Below are 16,275 nucleotides of genomic sequence, written 5' to 3'. Positions count from 1 at the left end.
TTTCGTGATCTAGGGCATGCTTATCAAAGAAATATAGCGCTTAGTCTATCTAAAGTAATAAAGGCCAACATAATGTTGACCTTTATTATAGGAATAAGCTTCGGATGATTTATTCTGCTTTATCTTTTGCCGCTTGAATACTTTTCTGAATCAAGGGGGAGATGGTCAATCCCTGTACTATAATGGAGAAAATTACGACAACATAGGTAATAATGACTATGATGTCATGTAGATCCATTCCTTCAATCATCATGTTATTCGTTGGAATGGCCGCCGCCATAGCAAGCGCCAAGCCTCCTCTTAACCCTCCCCACGTAAGTATTTTCACTGAGTGCTTATCGTATTCACGGTAGCGTTTAAAAATCATGTAAGGGCTACCAACGCTAATAAAACGAGCAAACAGTACAATTGGTACCATGATTAAACCTAAGCCTATTATTTCCCAGGTTATTGGCATGGTGACAATCAACATACCTATGATAAGGAAAAGTAGGGCGTTTAAAAAACTGTCTGTTGCGTGCCAGAAATCTTTCACATAACGCGTTCCATCAGGACCGCGTCTCTTAGAAGCTTTGGCTCGGGTGATATTCCCCAGTAAGATGCCGCTTGTCACCATCGCCAGGGCGCCAGAAATTTCCCAAATATTAGCAAGAGCAAAGCCGGCAGAGGGAATCGTTAAGGTAACTAATAGACGAGTGTTGATGTCTTTACAGTTAATGATCACAAAGTGACCTACAACAGCGATGACCAAACCAAATACGATACCGCCAATTGCGTCGACTAAGAATAATTCTGCAACCTCTTTAAAGTTTGCTTCTGTTCCATAAAAGGCGACTGCAAATATTGTGGTGAAAATGACGAGACCTACGCCATCGTTAAACAGAGATTCTCCTTCTACTTGGATTGAGATGCCTTGCGGTGCGCTCATTTGCTTGATAATTGCCAATACGGCAATGGGGTCGGTTGGACTAATCAAGGCTCCGAAGAGTAGGCAATAAATGAAAGGTATCGGAAAGTTAAGTAACTCGAATATGTAGAAGCTCAAATAGCCAACAATAAAAGTAGAGGCTAGAGTGGAAAATAATACCAAAATAGTAATTTCCCACCGTTGTCTTTTTAAAGCAGCCAGATCAATTTCTAACGCACCAGCAAATAATAAAAAGCCCAGCATGCCTTTTAATAATAGCTGATTAAAATCTATCCCTGATACAACTTGAGTGACGAACAATGCCGTTTCATCTCCAAGCATTTTTACAGCAAGAATTAACAATAAAGAAATCACAACAGAACCTGTTGTAATGGCAATTGTTGTTTGCATTTTCAAGATATATTGGTTGGTAAAAGCGATGAAGACCGCTAGTGCCGATAGAAAGCAGATTAGATACCAAGCGTTCATTTTTGAACCTTAACATTATCAATAAGATTGAGAACCAAAAAGGGGTGCATGAGAGATGCTGGGGCAGTATGTTATCCTTAGAGCTTCTGTCTGTCACTGTTTCCCTGTACGAAAAGGCGATCTAAAAACTGATTTTTATCAAAAATTAGGAAATTTTATTTCATAAAATACATTCTAATGAGTTTTTCTTATGTTTATGTAGGAAAATTACAACTTATCGAGCTTGTTCTGTGCATCTTTTGAATGACTTAAGCAAAAAAGCAATTCTTCTTTTTCCTTTATCTCTTTTATTCTGTTTAGGTTGAAAACAATTAATATAAAAACAATATGGAAGGTTTTTTTATGTATCAAGGCTTATCTAAATCAAGTTTACTTAGTTTGACTATAGGAGGCTGTCTTGTTTATGGCAGCCTCGCTAATGCTGCAACCTCTCAGACCAATTTACCGCAATTGAGTGAGGCTAAGGCGTCAGTGCTTGCTTCTAGTTGTGAAGGTCTGTCATCTATTTTGACGGCAAGCAATACACAGATTGATTCTGTCGAAACAGTAGACAAAGGTGTACTAAAACTAGGTAATAATGATGTTGGAGAACACTGTTTAGTAAAGGGGAAAATGCACGAGCGCATTGGTGAGGTTGATGGAAAACCTTATGCTATTGGATTTGAACTACGTTTACCGAAAAAATGGAATGGGCGCTTTCTTTACCAAGCAAACGGTGGGTTAGATGGCTCAGTCAGAACCGCAGAGGGTAAATGGGGTGGTGGCCCGTTAACTGGTGCTTTGATGCAGGGATTTGCTGTGATTAGTTCCGATGCTGGCCATGACAAACCTATTCCTACCTTTGCTTATGATCCTCAAGCAAGGCTGGATTACGGCTATCAAGCGGTTGCTAAGCTAACGCCAATGGCAAAAACTGTGATTCATCAAGTGTATGGGCGAGATCCGGACCGTAGTTATTTTGCTGGTTGTTCTAATGGTGGTCGTCATGCCATGATTGCCGCGACTCGATATGCTGATGATTACGATGGTATTTTGGTCGGTGCGCCTGGATATCGTTTGCCACTTGCCGCTGTAGCAAGTATTGCGGGCGCTCATGCTTATGCGTCCGTTCCTAATACGGACAAAAAAGATCTCCAAACCTCTTTTACACTTGCTGAACGAACAATGGTTTCGAATTCGATATTGGCTAAGTGTGATGCTCTCGATGGCCTCAAAGATGGCTTGATTCAAGACTTTAAGTCTTGCCAAACCGCTTTTAGCATTCAAAAGGATGTGCCGACTTGTCAATCTGATAGAGACGGTTCTTGTCTTACTCAACCACAAAAAGACGCGGTTGATAGTATTTTTCAGGGGGTAACTACCAGCGATGGCAAGCTTATCTATTCCTCTTTTCCATATGATGCAGGTATTAATGATAGCTATCACATTCTTTGGGAATATGGTTCACCCATTGAGCGAGATTCTGGCGCAGTAGCGATGATTTTTAGTACGCCTCCTGTAGCGCTCAAAGACTATAATATTCGAAACTTTAGTGGTGCAGACTTTGTTTGGAGCGCCAATATTGATGAGCTTGTGGAAAAGGTAAATGCGGTTTCTGGTGTTTATAAAGAATCTGCCATGTCGTTTATGGCGCCGCCTTCACCAGAAGATATGTCTTCTTTACGTGATAAGGGTGGGAAAATAATGGTCTATCATGGTGTGTCTGATGCGATATTTTCTGTGGACGATACCGAAGCTTGGTATAAGGCGTTAGATGCCAAAAACAATGGACATGCTAGCGATTTCGCGCAATTCTATCCTGTGCCTGGAATGGGGCACTGCAGTGGTGGTAAATCAACCGATCAGTTTGATATGTTAACGCCTCTTGTTGCTTGGGTGGAAAAAGGAGAACAGCCTGAGCAGGTGATTGCTTCTGCGCGCGGCGAAGGGAACCCAGGTGGTGTTAACAAGGAAATACCTGCATCTTGGAGTGCGACGCGTACCAGACCTCTTTGTCCTTATCCAAGTGTTGCCATGTACGATGGCAAAGGCAATGTAGAAAGTGCAAGTAGCTTTTCGTGTAAAACTCCTCAAAGCATGTAATACGCCTTTCTGATCTAAAGGCTTGCCTATGAAAATGGGTGAGCCTTTCGTTTTTTATAGGTTGGTCCTAATCATTTCATGCTGGTCTAATTCATATCCCTGATTTTTTCTTTTTTGAGTAAGCCTCTATATTTCTTGAAGATATAGATCTTTTGCTATGTAGTTTACTTACAAAACCTAACCATTTGGTCTGAATTAGATGAAGCAAGTCCGCAAGGGGGTTATAATCTGCGCCATTTACACTATATGAAAGTTAGTGACATTCTTTAGGAGTATTTTATGGCAACACCTTCCCAGCATGATTTGCGCAATGATTTTCGGGCATTACTCGCAAGTGGTCAGTGTTATTACACCGCTTCTACTTTTGATCCTATGTCAGCTCGAATTGCAGCAGATCTTGGCTTTGAAGTTGGTATTTTAGGTGGGTCTGTTGCTTCTCTGCAGGTTTTGGCTGCTCCAGACTTTGCGTTGATTACCCTGAGTGAATTTACCGAGCAAGCGACTCGAATTGGTCGCGTTGCCCGTTTGCCAATTATTGCTGATGCTGATCATGGTTACGGTAACGCACTCAATGTCATGCGTACTATTGTTGAGCTTGAACGTGCCGGCGTTGCCGCTTTAACTATTGAAGATACCTTGCTACCAGCCAAGTATGGCCATAAGTCTACGGATTTGATTCCAGTTGAAGAAGCGGTTGGTAAATTAAAAGCAGCCTTGGAGGCTCGTATTGACCCTATTATGAGCATTATTGCTCGTACTAACGCGGGTCAATTGACGACGGAAGAGACGATTGCTCGTGTTAAGGCTTATCAAGAGGTGGGTGTTGACGGTATTTGTATGGTTGGTATTCGTGATTTTGCTCATTTGGAAGAAATTAGCCAGCACATCACTATTCCTATCATGCTTGTTGCTTACGATAATCCTGAATTACGCGATCGTGAACGTCTTGCAAGGAATGGTGTTCGTATTGTTGTAAATGGCCATGCAGCGTATTTTGCAGCAATTAAAGCAACTTATGATTGCTTGCGTGAGCAGCGAGGTATTGCTGAAGGGACGTTAAATGCTTCAGAGTTGTCTACACGCTACTCTACTTTGGAAGAAAATCGTGAGTGGGCGAACAAGTATATGGATGTGCAAGAATAATTCGACTGTGTGTCTTGTCTCGTCCTAAAAAAAGGGCTACTGCTAGGCAGTCGCCCTTTTATGCCTTCTTCGTTACTCAAAGCAATCAAAACTATTAACCAAGCTGAGCTAATTGCTCGTAAGTATTACGTAGCCAGACTTTCATTCGTTGTCTTTCGGCAATGTTCATAATGCTTTTATCGTTTGCTACAGCCCAAAAGCTGCTGTTGTTGAAGTCTATTTTTTGCGTTAACTTACTTTGCAGTTTGGGTAGCTCGATGATTAATGCTTCGCGATTAATGACTTTGTGAAACGTGTCAGATTTTTGGAAGCGTGAGAAGTCTGTTCCGCGTCCTAAGTTTTGCACGACGACAAAATCAACCGATGGTTGAGTGTAACGCTCCAGCAAATTATCCAGAAGTATTACTGAGTCGGCGCCATCGTCCATAACATGCCATAAACAGACTTGATACCCCATCTCATCTAGCAAACCAAATACATCGGTTTCTTCAATCCATTTTCCCAATGGTTGTGCTGCTTGAGCAGCGAGGTCAATTATTAAGTCTCGATCAGGGTATTCTTCAATAGCGGCTAACATACCATCGAGACTGTCTTCTTCTCCTATTAAAATTGGAGAGGCGAATTCGCTATAAAAACGTGAAAAAGTACTGTGAGAAGCATCGCAATCAAAACCTAAAAAAGGTCGATCTGTATCAATATAAAACTGTGCTAAAACACGAGCAGTCATAGATTTTCCTACGCCGCCTTTTTCACCGCCGACAAAATGTACCTTGCTCATCTAATTTTCCTCATCGAAGTATAACTTGATCATGTTTGAAGGATTTACTGTACGCATTGGTTGTTTGAAATACATGCTATCAATATTGCTTGAAAAAGCTTGGCACTTTCATGACAAAGTAACAGAAAAAAGAATATATGGGGTAGTAGTAAAGGGCTTTTGGTTGCTTTTCTAGGTTGTTCAGCCAATAGGTGCTAGTCTAAATGACTGTCAATTACATAATATAAGGATCATTTTATGGAGATCTTAGCTTTTTTGTTTATTGGTGCCTTGGCGGGTTGGTTAGCAGGTCAGCTTGTAAAAGGTGGCGGCTTTGGTTTGATTGGTAATATTGTTATTGGCGTAGTGGGTTCTTTTATTGGTGGTTTTACTTTTCAATTGCTCGGTTTGTATGCAGGGAGCTTTTTGGGTTCGCTTGTTACGGCAACTGTAGGTGCCATTATATTGCTTTATGTTGTTCGGCTCGCCAAATCCTAGATAAGACTTTATTGATAAAATAGCCCGCTCTTAGATGCGGGCTTTTTTATGGTTCTTTTAAATTAATTTTAGATAAGTTCCAGTTCTTCCATAATGCGGCGAATGGTGGCTTTTGTACTGTCTTGCAAAGGCACCATTGGTAAGCGACATTCTTCAGTGCAAAGGCCTAATAGTGACATCGCGTATTTTGCTCCTGCTGGATTAGGCTCGATAAAGAGTGCGCAATGTAAGGCAAAGAGTTTGTCTTGCAATTGTGCTGCTTCCTCGTATTTACCTTCACGACATAGGCGATGTAGCTCTACTATTTGTTTTGGTGCAACGTTGGAGGCAACCGAAATGCAGCCATTGCCACCACCGATGTTATAAGCCACTGAAGTGACATCGTCGCCACTTAAAAAATTGAAAGGCTTATTAATTAATGCACGTTCTCGTATAGGGCGTGTCAAGTCTCCAGTGGCATCTTTTACACCAATGACTCGTGGTAATTCAGCTAAGCGAGCCAATGTACTAACTTCCAGTCCGACAACTGACCGTGGTGGAATGTTGTAAAGAATAATAGGAAGCTTGCTGTTGTCATGGACGTATTTGAAGTGTTCGTATAAGCCTGTTTGGTTTGGACGATTGTAGTAACCGGCTACATGTAACGTTGCATCAGCGCCAGCTTGATAGGCATATTCTGAATAGTTGACGGCTTCAACAGGGTTGTTAGAGCCTGCACCAGCAAGAACAGGAACTGCTTTGTTGGTTTCTTGAACAGTAATTTCAATCACACGTTTGTGTTCGTGTTCGCTTAATGTTGGAGATTCGCCAGTGGTGCCCACTGGAACTAAGCCATTGATACCTTGATCAATTTGCCAACGAACAATTTTACGCAATGCGTCTTCGTCTAATTGACCATTTTTAAAAGGAGTAATTAATGCTGTGATTGCACCGTAAAACATACTGTCGCCTCATTTGGGCCGGTATGCATTCTGCTGAAAAGGAAAGAGGAACCGTCAGCAAGAATGCTGCCGGGGAGTTATATAAGTCTTAATTCCACACGTCAGCGTCGCAAAGCTTTTTAGCCTTACGTTTATCGCCGTTGCGTTTATTTAAGATGTTGTTATTCATAGGGTAATGGTAAATCTTTGCTGAAATATAGTTTGTTTCTCTATGCTGGCCTTTTTTAGAAAAAAGGTCAATACGTAGTCATGTTTTTTATTAGTGTGTCGCCCTTAAATTGGTTTCCGCCGAAATAAACGCTTTGATCAATTTTCAATTATGGGGTGTGCTCGTCGCGATTGATACGGTATGTCATTGCGGCCTTGTTGTTGACGTGTGGCCCGATACTTTCATGGTTACGCCGTCATACGGTTTGGGTTGATAGAGTAATGGGGAGCATGTTGATTTTGCTTGGTTTAAAAGAGGTTGTTAGCGCATTAATTTGACTCTAAAAAAACGCTCTAAATGATGTGATCTATTAGAGCGTCACTTCATTTAGAGCATTGTTAGACTTTGAAGGTCTTGGATTTTATTTGTTAAAGATAAAACTTTCTGTTTCAAGTAGCTTTTTGGTCCAAAGTGCATAGGCTTTTTCATTCAAATGGAGTTTATCTCCTTCAAACAGGTTTTCTTTAATCTCTCCGTTTTTATCGAGCAAGGTTGAAAATAAGTCCACGTATTGAGTGTTCGGACGTGTTTTTGCAAGTCGTATTAGTTGTTTGTTGGTTTGCTCTATTGTGGAGCGAACCTTTAGCCGTGTTGGACTGCATTTTATGCTGATCAAAGTCACCGGAATTCCAGGTAAATAGCGGTCTATCTTTTGTAGTAACTCAATGTAGAGGTCGACGACTTTGTTGCTGTCATGATGGTTACCAATATCGTTATCACCGGCATAAATAACCATAGAACGAGGTTTGTGAGGCAAGATGATACGCTCAAAATAATAGACACAAGCTTCCAAAGTTGCACCACTAAATCCTAAATTAACAGCGTTTTTGTCTCTGAAATTGTTTGTAAAGTCATTCCATGAGCGCACAGTGGATGAACCATAGAAAGCTACGGGTTGCTCTTTGTATTCTTGATAGGCGAGGTGGAATTCAAGCTCTCGAACATCTGATTCAAATTCCACATCAATTTGGTTTAGGCTCATGACATTAGAACGATAGCCTTTTTTTCCACTAAATATAGGGTATTGGCGGATTTCTCTTGAAAGCTCAACGGCTTCATTAACATAGCCTTTGTATTCTTCTTGGTAGGAAAGCAGGAATTTGTTCAGCGCTTTCTTATCTTTATAATCCACTCTAGTAGACAGTTTAAAGGCGGGCTTGATGATAACCGTATAAAGGTTATGATCGGCACGTTTATCAAAGTTTGCTACTACAACTGGCACAATCCAAGGCTCTTCATCATTCATAGAGCCTGCTAACTCAAAAGCATGGGGTAGAAGCGCTCCAGGGGATTGGTGAGTACCAAAACTTTGTCCTTCTGGAGATATCATCAATGGGAAGTTTTGGCGTAGAGTATCTTGGGATTGCTTGATAAATTCATCGTATTCTAGTGTGTCTTTAGTCAGCCCTTCCCAACTATTAATAAAGATGTTGCCAAAGCGGCTATAAAAATCATCGCGCCAAAATTCGCTTTCTTTACTGCGACGTACTACTCGTTGTCCAGATATGCCGTATTCTTTATCAATGATCATGGTACCAATAAATTGCGCATCCATAGAAAAGCGAAAACCATTTGGTAGACGGTTGGTTGGAGAGCCCAGCAAGTGGTTATAAATAAACAACGAACCCGCTTTCTTCGGTAAGTTCTCCAGCCCTTTTATAACATAAGGAACTTGTTGGAAAGCTTGGTTAAATAGTTCTGTGCTTAAACGTCTGGCGTCTAATGCTGGTGTGTCTTTCGGTAAGCTATTAATGGTGTCATAGACATTTTGTAGATGACGATAAAATGCATTTTCACGCTGTAAGTCTTTAAGAATATCCAAGCACATTCCTGAAATGGTTCTTTCTAAAACACAACCAAAATGCAGACATTTGTACAGGACTCCAAATGCTTCATCCGTGGTAATGGCACTTTTGAGTAATTCACTGACTTTATAAAGAGGGGAACTCACTGGTAATAGAGCTGCGTTTTGATCAATTACATTACTCACAGCTAGCACTTCATCATTGGCTATTTGTGAAAGATAGCGCATTCTCGCAGCGAGTAAATGAGTACCAATTAACCAAATAAGTCGATATAAATATTTTACTGAAAATTTAGGGTTATCTTTGAATATTTCCAACAGGTCATCACGCTTTATAAATAAAACGCTGCTGTCTCTGGAGGAAATAATCGACGTACGATTTTTCATCATAGTGTCTTGTGTGGCCCAAGCGAGAACGGTACCTTTTCTTGCAATTGTTCGGGTGGTAATAACATCCCCTGTGTCGGTTTGATAACTGACAATAATTTTGCCTTTAATTAGGATGTATAGACCATCTGCAGGTTGATCTTGTTGGCTTAATATATCGCCTTGATGAGCTAATAAAATTGATGACTTTTTGGCTAAGGCGTGTATCTCTGCTTGGGTGAAAGTTTCACAAAATGGTGCATAACTCAGTAAGCTGGTTGCGTCTTTTAGCGCGTGAATTTGGGTTTCTGAGTCAATTAGTGGGCGAGTTTCTTCAAAAGCTAATGACTCATTGGAAAAGAATGGGCGAGTTTGGTTTTGTACATTGGTTAATACTGGTAACGATTCTTGGTAGACAAACTGTAAAAACTGGCTAGCAAAGAGTAAATTCGCATCGAGTATTTTTTGTAACTCAACAATTGGCCAAGTAATCAATTTAGAAGATTTGGTCGCCGTGAATGTTGTAGCATAGCGAGAAGGGTGGCGAAAAGCAGACCAGCCAATTGGTGAAAGTGGGTTACTTATGGTGCCAACGTTATAAGATTTGCCTGTATCTTGCAGTGGAACAGAAATAGCCACTTCGCCTTCTAAAAGGAAATATATGTTTTGACCAATCTCGAACTGTTTGGCCAGAATGTCACCTGCTTTTAGATTAGTGATGGATGCGAGGTCAATTAACGATGATGCGAGTTCTGCGTCAAGGTCGGCCATAAAGGGAAGGGTATTTATGTGTTTTGTGATATCCATTTTTTTACCTCAAATCTGTGTGGCCCTAGTTAGGACGTTTGATCGTCACTGTCTCGCCCAAAAGTGCATAATCATTGCCACCTAATCGTGCAAGAGGGTTGAGTTTATTGTTATCGATGATAATTCGTGTGTTTTCCTCTGTCACAAGGCCTTCATCAACATATAAATCAAGTATTTCTAAATAAATGGCATTAAAAGATGAGTCCCCTAATGTATGTGTATCAAATAACTTGCAGTGGAAAGCGACTTTTGCCTCTTTTATACGTGGCAGGCTTGCCGTGAAATCCGTTAGTGATAAACCTGTTCTTGGTAGTTCAGATTCACCATAAGATAAAGTGGCCGCGCTTTCATTAACTGCATTAGCTAGATCACCGCCAGGAATATGCAAAACACATTCCTTTTCCCTAATGAGGTTGTATTTGGTGTCTTTGGTGATATCTTCGCTTTTGTTGCCGATAGATACCATGAGCAAAGCTGGGTCGGAGGAAATAGGCGCAAAATAAGAAAAAGGGGCGAGATTAAAGCTCTCATTTTCATTTTTAGTCAGGATCCACGCAATAGGGCGTGGTGTAATGGTTTGTGTGATCAGGTGATAGCGCTGATTGCCACTGAGTTGATCAAACTGGAAGCGCATAGACTCTCCTGTGGTTATGAAGTGTTGCTTGTTAAATTACTACAAATAGCAATCTATTGTGAATCTTTGAATGGAAACTTATGAAATTTATTGTAAAAAAAACAAAAAATTAAGGGGATGGCTGAATGTTAACCTGCGCATTCTAGTGCGAATGTTAGAAAGCGCGAAGGGAGTTCTGCGTGCAGCTTAACTGCTTTCGTTAATAGGCTTCAATAATACAATTAAAGGCAATGACAACACGATCATTATTGCCGAAATAGGGTAAAGCAGAATGCTTTAGGTAGGATGGAAAAATGATTACTTGCCCATCTGTTGGTGTGAAGTCCCAAACGCCATGACCGCCTAAATATGCGGTTCCTGGATCGGCATAATGCTCCGCATTAACTCTTGGGTCATAAAAGCGATTTAAGCCGCCATTACCTTCGATATTAGCCTCTCCAGGCTCCAAATAATAAATACCACACCAAGAGCAATTAGGGTGAGTGTGTGCGTCGTGATAGCCGCCTTTTTGAGTAACATGGTACCATGACTCAATAATGTGTGCGTCTGCCTCCATGTCTTCGGGCCAAAAGGCTTGGTTTACAGAGGCTGCAATTTCTAGGACCAATTCTTCTAAAACACGTTTTGCTTCCATTATATTCGCGTCAGCAAAATCTAAAAAATCCAAAGTACTTTCGTGTAAAGCGTGTTTTGCTTTAGGGGCTATTTGGCTCTCAATAGCCGTTGTTTGAATGGCTTTTTGCTGATAAACCACGGTGAGTAATGCATCCTTTAAAAAGTCATGGTCTGGCATTTGAGTGACGAAAAGAGGTGTGCTCCAGACAGTGATTTCTTCGATGATTGCATTATTATTCATGGGGTTGCCTATAAAAAGGAAGTTTAGATTGTTGATTTAATTATGCTGGAATATCTAATTCGGTGGGGGTGGGCTTAAAGCCACAAAACATCATGACAAGATTGCGAAAGCCAGTTTCACTACTTGGACCTTCTAAGCCTTTGATGCTTTTATCAATTAAAGCCAAATAATTCTGCATGTAAGGCAAGGTGACTTTGTTGTGTCGTGACATGGCACTTTCATAATATGGTATACGCTTGTCCCAAATGCGTTCTGCTTGGCACGCTTGTCGTAAGCTTGACGATTGCATGGCCTGTAAAAGATTGAGCAAAGTTTGAACCTCACGATTGAACAACCAGAGAATGATACTGGCTTCAACCCCTTCGCCTATCAATTGATTTAAGCAGTGCATGGCGTCTTTGGTTTTTCCCATTAATAGGCGATCGCTCAAATCATAAATGGAGTAACGGCTACTATCTGCAACAGACTCAAGTACATTATTGACATCAATTTGTACACCTTGACCATGCAATAGTGCTAGCTTTTCTAGTTCTTGAGATAAAGCTAAAAGATTACCTTCGCCGCGTTCACAAATTAGACTGGCGGCTTCGCGAGTGAGAGACAGGTTTAGCGTTTTGGCTCTCTGCTGTATCCAAGTAGGAAGACGATTGGCATCAATCGGCCAAATTTGTACAAATACGCCTTGTGACTCGAGCTGAGAAAACCATTTGGTTTTTTGAGTGCGTGCATCGATCTTTGGTAGGGTCAGTAAAATTACATTGTCTTCGCTCAGCGATTGACTTAATTGCGTTAGGGCTTTGGTGTGTTTTTCACCCATTTTATCGATCTGAATATCAAACATTCGACGAGAAGAAAACAAAGATAAACTTTGGTTTTCATTAATAACTTCTTGCCAATCGAATTGTGCGTCGGCCACATAACGCAAGCGTTCTTCTATTTGGTGGTTTTGTCCTGCTTTTCGAATGCTGTCTGCGGCCTCTTGACACAACAAAACCTCGTCACCCGAAACAATATAAATTGGAGCGAGTTTTTTTTGTAATTGTGATTCTAATTGGTCCACTCTGACTTTCATTTTATTGGCCTAAAAGTTCGGCAAATCAAAGCGGTGCATAATTAAGATCATAAGTTAGCTGATTGGCAAGATCTTCGCTCATACTTTGCATTTGATCTTTGTTGTAAGAAAGCTTAGCGCTTTCTTCTGCATCTTGATTCGCCAATGTTCTTGTTGTGCTGATGGTTCTTGGGCCATAGACGGCTTTGCCATCGGCTTTGCGAATAAAGTATTTACTGGTCAGACGACGCTGAATTTGAGAGACATCATTGGAGGTGTTACGAGCCAATTCAGTATCTGACGTGCTAATGGGGTTGATTTTTAGGTTGTAGGTTGCTTCTGTCGCGTCGGCTTCATCAATGATCGTAACTCCTGCTCTGGTTAGCGCAATTCGCAATGATCGATCAAAATCTTCAGAACCACTATTTGATGTCAAGGTTAAGACTTTAAGTGAAGCAGGCAAGTCAACTTGTCCACGTAAATGAAAGCCACAGGCGACAATACTCATAGTCAGCAGTGCTAATAAAACGAGACGAGTTGTTTGTGTTAATGTGGCTATCATATCCGTGATCTCTAGTTTGTTGTTAAGGAAGAAAGAGGTGGCGGTGTAGCCACCTCTTTATTACGCCTCAATTAGTTGGCAACAATGTTGACCAGACGTCCTGGTACAACAATCACTTTACGGACTGTTTTACCTTCAAGGTATTTAGCAACACTTGGGTGAGCAAGCGCTTCTGCTTCAATGGTTTTGTTGTCTGCGTTAGCAGAAACCGTCAACTCAGCACGTTTTTTGCCCAATACTTGAACAACAATGGTTAACTCGTCTTTGATCAAGGCTTCTTCGTCTAAGGTTGGCCAAGGCGTATTAACGATATTGTCGTTGTGACCCAATTCGCTCCACAACTGGTGCGCAATATGAGGCACAATTGGAGACAATAACAAGGTTGCAGCTTCTAGGGCTTCTTGTTCTACCGCTAGACCCAGTTCAGAAGTGTCTTCAAACTTACTGATCTCATTGCAAAGTTCCATTACAGCCGCAATCGCCGTGTTAAATGTCTGACGACGCTCAATATCGTCAGTCACTTTTTGGATTGTCTCGTGTGTTTTACGGCGCAAAGATTTTTGTGCGCCATTTAGTTCTGCAACGTTTAGCTCACCCACGTTACCTGCATTAGTGTGACGGTAAGACAATGCCCATAAGCGACGAAGGAAGCGAGAAGCGCCATCCACACCAGCATCGTTCCATTCTAAGGATTGCTCTGGTGGGGCACTGAACATCATAAACAAGCGAACGGTATCGGCACCGTATTTCTCGATCATTTCCTGAGGATCGACCGTGTTGCCTTTTGATTTAGACATCTTGGTGCCGTCTTTGTTAACCATACCTTGTGTCAAAAGACGTTTGAATGGTTCATCAGAGTTCACAAGGCCTGCATCACGAAGCAACTTATGGAAAAAGCGCGAATACAATAGGTGAAGAATCGCGTGTTCTACGCCACCCACGTATTGGTCAACTGGAAGCCAGTAGTTTGCTTCTTCAGTTAGCATGGCATCGGTTGCTTCTGGGCAGCAGTAACGCGCAAAGTACCAAGAAGATTCCATGAAGGTATCGAAGGTATCTGTTTCACGCTCAGCTTCTTCGCCATTGAACATAATGGAAGAGAAGTCAGGGTTGTTTTTGATGGGGGAATTAACACCGTCCATGATCACATCCGTTGGCAATTCAACAGGAAGTTGATCCGCTGGAACAGGGACGACCGAACCGTCTTTTAAATTGATGGTTGGGATTGGCGTGCCCCAGTAACGCTGACGGCTGACACCCCAGTCACGTAGACGATAGTTGACTTTTACTTCACCTAGTTGGCGCTCTACCATCCAAGCTGAAATAGCATCAAAAGCTTGCTTGAACTCTAAACCATCAAATTCACCTGAGTTGCACAAGATACCTTTATCTGTGAAAGCCGCTTTTTCTAAGTCAACGACTTCGTCACCAGCAGGCTGGATAACTTGTTTGATTGCTAAGTTATATTTTTGTGCAAATTCAAAATCGCGTTGGTCGTGAGCCGGAACTGACATAACGGCACCAGAACCGTAATCCATCAACACGAAGTTAGCGGCATAAACTGGCACCGCTTCACCAGTGATTGGATGAATGGCTTTGAAGCCTGTGTCCATGCCTTTCTTTTCTATCGTTGCCATATCCGCTTCGGTCGTCGACATTTTTTTGCTTTCTTCAATGAAAGCAGCAAGGTCAGCATTGTTTGCTGATGCTTCTAAAGAAAGAGGGTGTTGAGTTGCTACAGCAACGTAGGTTACGCCCATAATAGTGTCTGGGCGAGTAGTGTAAACAGAAAGGCGTTCGTCTTTGCCTTCTACTGCGAAACTAAATTCTAAACCTTCAGAGCGACCAATCCAGTTACGTTGCATGGCTTTTACTTTTTCTGGCCAGCCGTCTAATTGATCAAGATCGTTCAACAGTTCTTCAGCGTAATCTGTGATGCGGATAAACCACTGAGAGATTTCTTTCTTTTCAACATTGGTGCCACAGCGCCAGCAGCAACCTTCTTCTACTTGCTCATTCGCCAACACGGTTTGGTCTTCTGGACACCAGTTAACAGCCGCTGTTTTTTTGTAGGCTAACCCTTTTTCCACCAATTGAGTGAAGAACCATTGCTCCCATTTGTAGTATTCAGGTGTGCAGGTGGCAATTTCACGATCCCAGTCGTAACCAAAGCCAAGCTCTTTCAATTGGCCTTTCATGTAAGCAATGTTTTCAGTCGTCCATTTTGCTGGGGCGGTTTTGTTTTTAATCGCTGCGTTCTCAGCTGGAAGACCAAATGCATCCCAACCCATTGGTTGTAAAACATTTTTACCTTGCATTCGTTGGTAGCGAGAAATGACATCACCGATGGTGTAGTTACGAACGTGACCCATATGCAGGCGGCCACTAGGGTAAGGAAACATCGAAAGACAGTAGAACTTTTCTTTATTGGAATCTGCGACGGCTTTGAAGACTTTGTTTTCGTCCCAAAAAGATTGAGCAGCTTGTTCGATTTGCTGCGGATTATATTGCTCTTGCATGATGTATTCTTATCCCGTGATCGACGAAAGGTTGGTAGACCTGTATTCTCTTTAAATGAAAAGAGGCCATTATAGCGGCATAGCTCAAGATAATGATGCAATAGCCAACAGAGTCTGAAAATATCCGCTATTTTATAGAGATGGAGCCCTAATTAGAAGGTGCATAGAAGAGGAGTTGTGAAATCTATGAAAAAAGATTCGTCAAAAAGTGCAACAGATACCAATTTGGTTGAAGAAGCTCGTAAAACATTGGTTGGTGCGAAAGATTGGTTTTTAGAAGATGTCGCACTAATGACGGCATATTGGCATGATAAAATGGGCTACACAGAAGCATGGGTCGATGCGAACTGGCAGTATGTGCTTGATGAAAGTCATGAGTTGGTTGAAGAGCTTGATGAAAAAGAAGATGCGGCTTTGTTATGGTTGATCAATCACGCTAATAACAATCCTGTGCCATTAGAGGAATGTCATGTGGTCGGAACCGTGGTTGAGCCCGGACGTTATCACTGTATGTCTTGCGGTCATGATAATGTTATCGAAACCAAGCAGGCATTAGCGCCGTGTGAAATATGTCATTATGGTTTGATGTCTACCCATGATAAGCAAGACAGCAAATCGGGGTAGTACGACGTTCTTGGTCGAAATTATAAC

Annotated in this window: 13 protein-coding genes; 4 read left to right on the top strand and 9 right to left on the bottom strand. The window is 41.6% G+C overall.

The window, feature by feature from the left end:
- Positions 1-109 precede the first annotated feature (109 nt).
- A complete protein-coding gene (locus C0J08_RS13875; protein ID WP_212652533.1) occupies positions 110-1,396 on the bottom strand; it encodes a cation:proton antiporter in 1,287 nt (428 codons plus the stop codon).
- Positions 1,397-1,738: 342 nt separating this feature from the next.
- Here C0J08_RS13875 and C0J08_RS13870 point away from each other — a divergent pair, with 342 nt between their 5' ends.
- Both C0J08_RS13870 and C0J08_RS13865 read left to right on the top strand, forming a co-directional pair.
- Positions 1,739-3,478 (top strand): tannase/feruloyl esterase family alpha/beta hydrolase, encoded by a 1,740-nt coding sequence (locus C0J08_RS13870; protein WP_212652532.1) that lies wholly within the window; start codon positions 1,739-1,741, stop codon positions 3,476-3,478.
- Between the two features lie 279 nt (positions 3,479-3,757).
- Positions 3,758-4,621: an oxaloacetate decarboxylase gene (locus C0J08_RS13865; RefSeq protein WP_212652531.1), complete on the top strand. Its 864-nt coding sequence runs from the start codon at positions 3,758-3,760 to the stop codon at positions 4,619-4,621.
- 94 nt (positions 4,622-4,715) lie between these two features.
- On the opposite strand, the gene C0J08_RS13860 is transcribed toward C0J08_RS13865, so the two are convergent.
- Entirely contained in the window at positions 4,716-5,399 is a 684-nt protein-coding gene (locus C0J08_RS13860) for a P-loop NTPase family protein (protein WP_212652530.1), read from the bottom strand.
- Positions 5,400-5,636: 237 nt separating this feature from the next.
- Between C0J08_RS13860 and C0J08_RS13855 the strand changes: the two genes are divergently transcribed.
- A complete protein-coding gene (locus tag C0J08_RS13855; RefSeq protein ID WP_212652529.1) occupies positions 5,637-5,876 on the top strand; it encodes a GlsB/YeaQ/YmgE family stress response membrane protein in 240 nt (79 codons plus the stop codon).
- 68 nt (positions 5,877-5,944) lie between these two features.
- On the opposite strand, the gene dapA is transcribed toward C0J08_RS13855, so the two are convergent.
- From dapA to leuS, 7 genes are all read right to left on the bottom strand, one after another.
- Positions 5,945-6,817: a 4-hydroxy-tetrahydrodipicolinate synthase gene (gene dapA / locus C0J08_RS13850; RefSeq protein ID WP_212652528.1), complete on the bottom strand. Its 873-nt coding sequence runs from the start codon at positions 6,815-6,817 to the stop codon at positions 5,945-5,947.
- A gap of 569 nt (positions 6,818-7,386) precedes the next feature.
- Positions 7,387-10,002, bottom strand: a complete 2,616-nt coding sequence (locus tag C0J08_RS13845; protein ID WP_212652527.1) for a cyclic nucleotide-binding domain-containing protein — start codon at positions 10,000-10,002, stop codon at positions 7,387-7,389.
- Positions 10,003-10,027: 25 nt separating this feature from the next.
- Positions 10,028-10,636 carry a flavin reductase family protein gene (locus tag C0J08_RS13840; protein ID WP_212652526.1) on the bottom strand — a complete coding sequence of 203 codons (609 nt, stop codon included), beginning with the start codon at positions 10,634-10,636 and terminating at the stop codon, positions 10,028-10,030.
- A gap of 199 nt (positions 10,637-10,835) precedes the next feature.
- Positions 10,836-11,492 (bottom strand): putative 2OG-Fe(II) oxygenase, encoded by a 657-nt coding sequence (locus C0J08_RS13835; RefSeq protein WP_212652525.1) that lies wholly within the window; start codon positions 11,490-11,492, stop codon positions 10,836-10,838.
- 40 nt (positions 11,493-11,532) lie between these two features.
- Positions 11,533-12,564, bottom strand: a complete 1,032-nt coding sequence (holA, locus tag C0J08_RS13830; protein ID WP_212652524.1) for a DNA polymerase III subunit delta — start codon at positions 12,562-12,564, stop codon at positions 11,533-11,535.
- A 25-nt stretch (positions 12,565-12,589) separates the two neighbouring features.
- Complete coding sequence (locus C0J08_RS13825) at positions 12,590-13,105, bottom strand: LPS-assembly lipoprotein LptE (protein WP_212652523.1); 516 nt, start codon at positions 13,103-13,105, stop codon at positions 12,590-12,592.
- 71 nt (positions 13,106-13,176) lie between these two features.
- Positions 13,177-15,624: a leucine--tRNA ligase gene (leuS, locus tag C0J08_RS13820; protein ID WP_212652522.1), complete on the bottom strand. Its 2,448-nt coding sequence runs from the start codon at positions 15,622-15,624 to the stop codon at positions 13,177-13,179.
- A 186-nt stretch (positions 15,625-15,810) separates the two neighbouring features.
- Between leuS and C0J08_RS13815 the strand changes: the two genes are divergently transcribed.
- Positions 15,811-16,248 (top strand): hypothetical protein, encoded by a 438-nt coding sequence (locus C0J08_RS13815; protein ID WP_212652521.1) that lies wholly within the window; start codon positions 15,811-15,813, stop codon positions 16,246-16,248.
- Positions 16,249-16,275: the final 27 nt, after the last annotated feature.

The organism is Marinomonas sp. CT5, assembly GCF_018336975.1.
Lineage (GTDB): Bacteria > Pseudomonadota > Gammaproteobacteria > Pseudomonadales > Marinomonadaceae > Marinomonas.
This window is presented reverse-complemented; position numbering and strand designations above follow the sequence as displayed.

What these genes read in the sequence shown, in the direction of transcription:
- C0J08_RS13875 (WP_212652533.1), bottom strand. Translation starts at nt 1,396, where the DNA reads ATGAACGCTTGGTATCTAATCTGCTTTCTATCGGCACTAGCGGTCTTC.
- C0J08_RS13870 (WP_212652532.1), top strand. Translation starts at nt 1,739, where the DNA reads ATGTATCAAGGCTTATCTAAATCAAGTTTACTTAGTTTGACTATAGGA.
- C0J08_RS13865 (WP_212652531.1), top strand. Translation starts at nt 3,758, where the DNA reads ATGGCAACACCTTCCCAGCATGATTTGCGCAATGATTTTCGGGCATTA.
- C0J08_RS13860 (WP_212652530.1), bottom strand. Translation starts at nt 5,399, where the DNA reads ATGAGCAAGGTACATTTTGTCGGCGGTGAAAAAGGCGGCGTAGGAAAA.
- C0J08_RS13855 (WP_212652529.1), top strand. Translation starts at nt 5,637, where the DNA reads ATGGAGATCTTAGCTTTTTTGTTTATTGGTGCCTTGGCGGGTTGGTTA.
- dapA (WP_212652528.1), bottom strand. Translation starts at nt 6,817, where the DNA reads ATGTTTTACGGTGCAATCACAGCATTAATTACTCCTTTTAAAAATGGT.
- C0J08_RS13845 (WP_212652527.1), bottom strand. Translation starts at nt 10,002, where the DNA reads ATGGATATCACAAAACACATAAATACCCTTCCCTTTATGGCCGACCTT.
- C0J08_RS13840 (WP_212652526.1), bottom strand. Translation starts at nt 10,636, where the DNA reads ATGCGCTTCCAGTTTGATCAACTCAGTGGCAATCAGCGCTATCACCTG.
- C0J08_RS13835 (WP_212652525.1), bottom strand. Translation starts at nt 11,492, where the DNA reads ATGAATAATAATGCAATCATCGAAGAAATCACTGTCTGGAGCACACCT.
- holA (WP_212652524.1), bottom strand. Translation starts at nt 12,564, where the DNA reads ATGAAAGTCAGAGTGGACCAATTAGAATCACAATTACAAAAAAAACTC.
- C0J08_RS13825 (WP_212652523.1), bottom strand. Translation starts at nt 13,105, where the DNA reads ATGATAGCCACATTAACACAAACAACTCGTCTCGTTTTATTAGCACTG.
- leuS (WP_212652522.1), bottom strand. Translation starts at nt 15,624, where the DNA reads ATGCAAGAGCAATATAATCCGCAGCAAATCGAACAAGCTGCTCAATCT.
- C0J08_RS13815 (WP_212652521.1), top strand. Translation starts at nt 15,811, where the DNA reads ATGAAAAAAGATTCGTCAAAAAGTGCAACAGATACCAATTTGGTTGAA.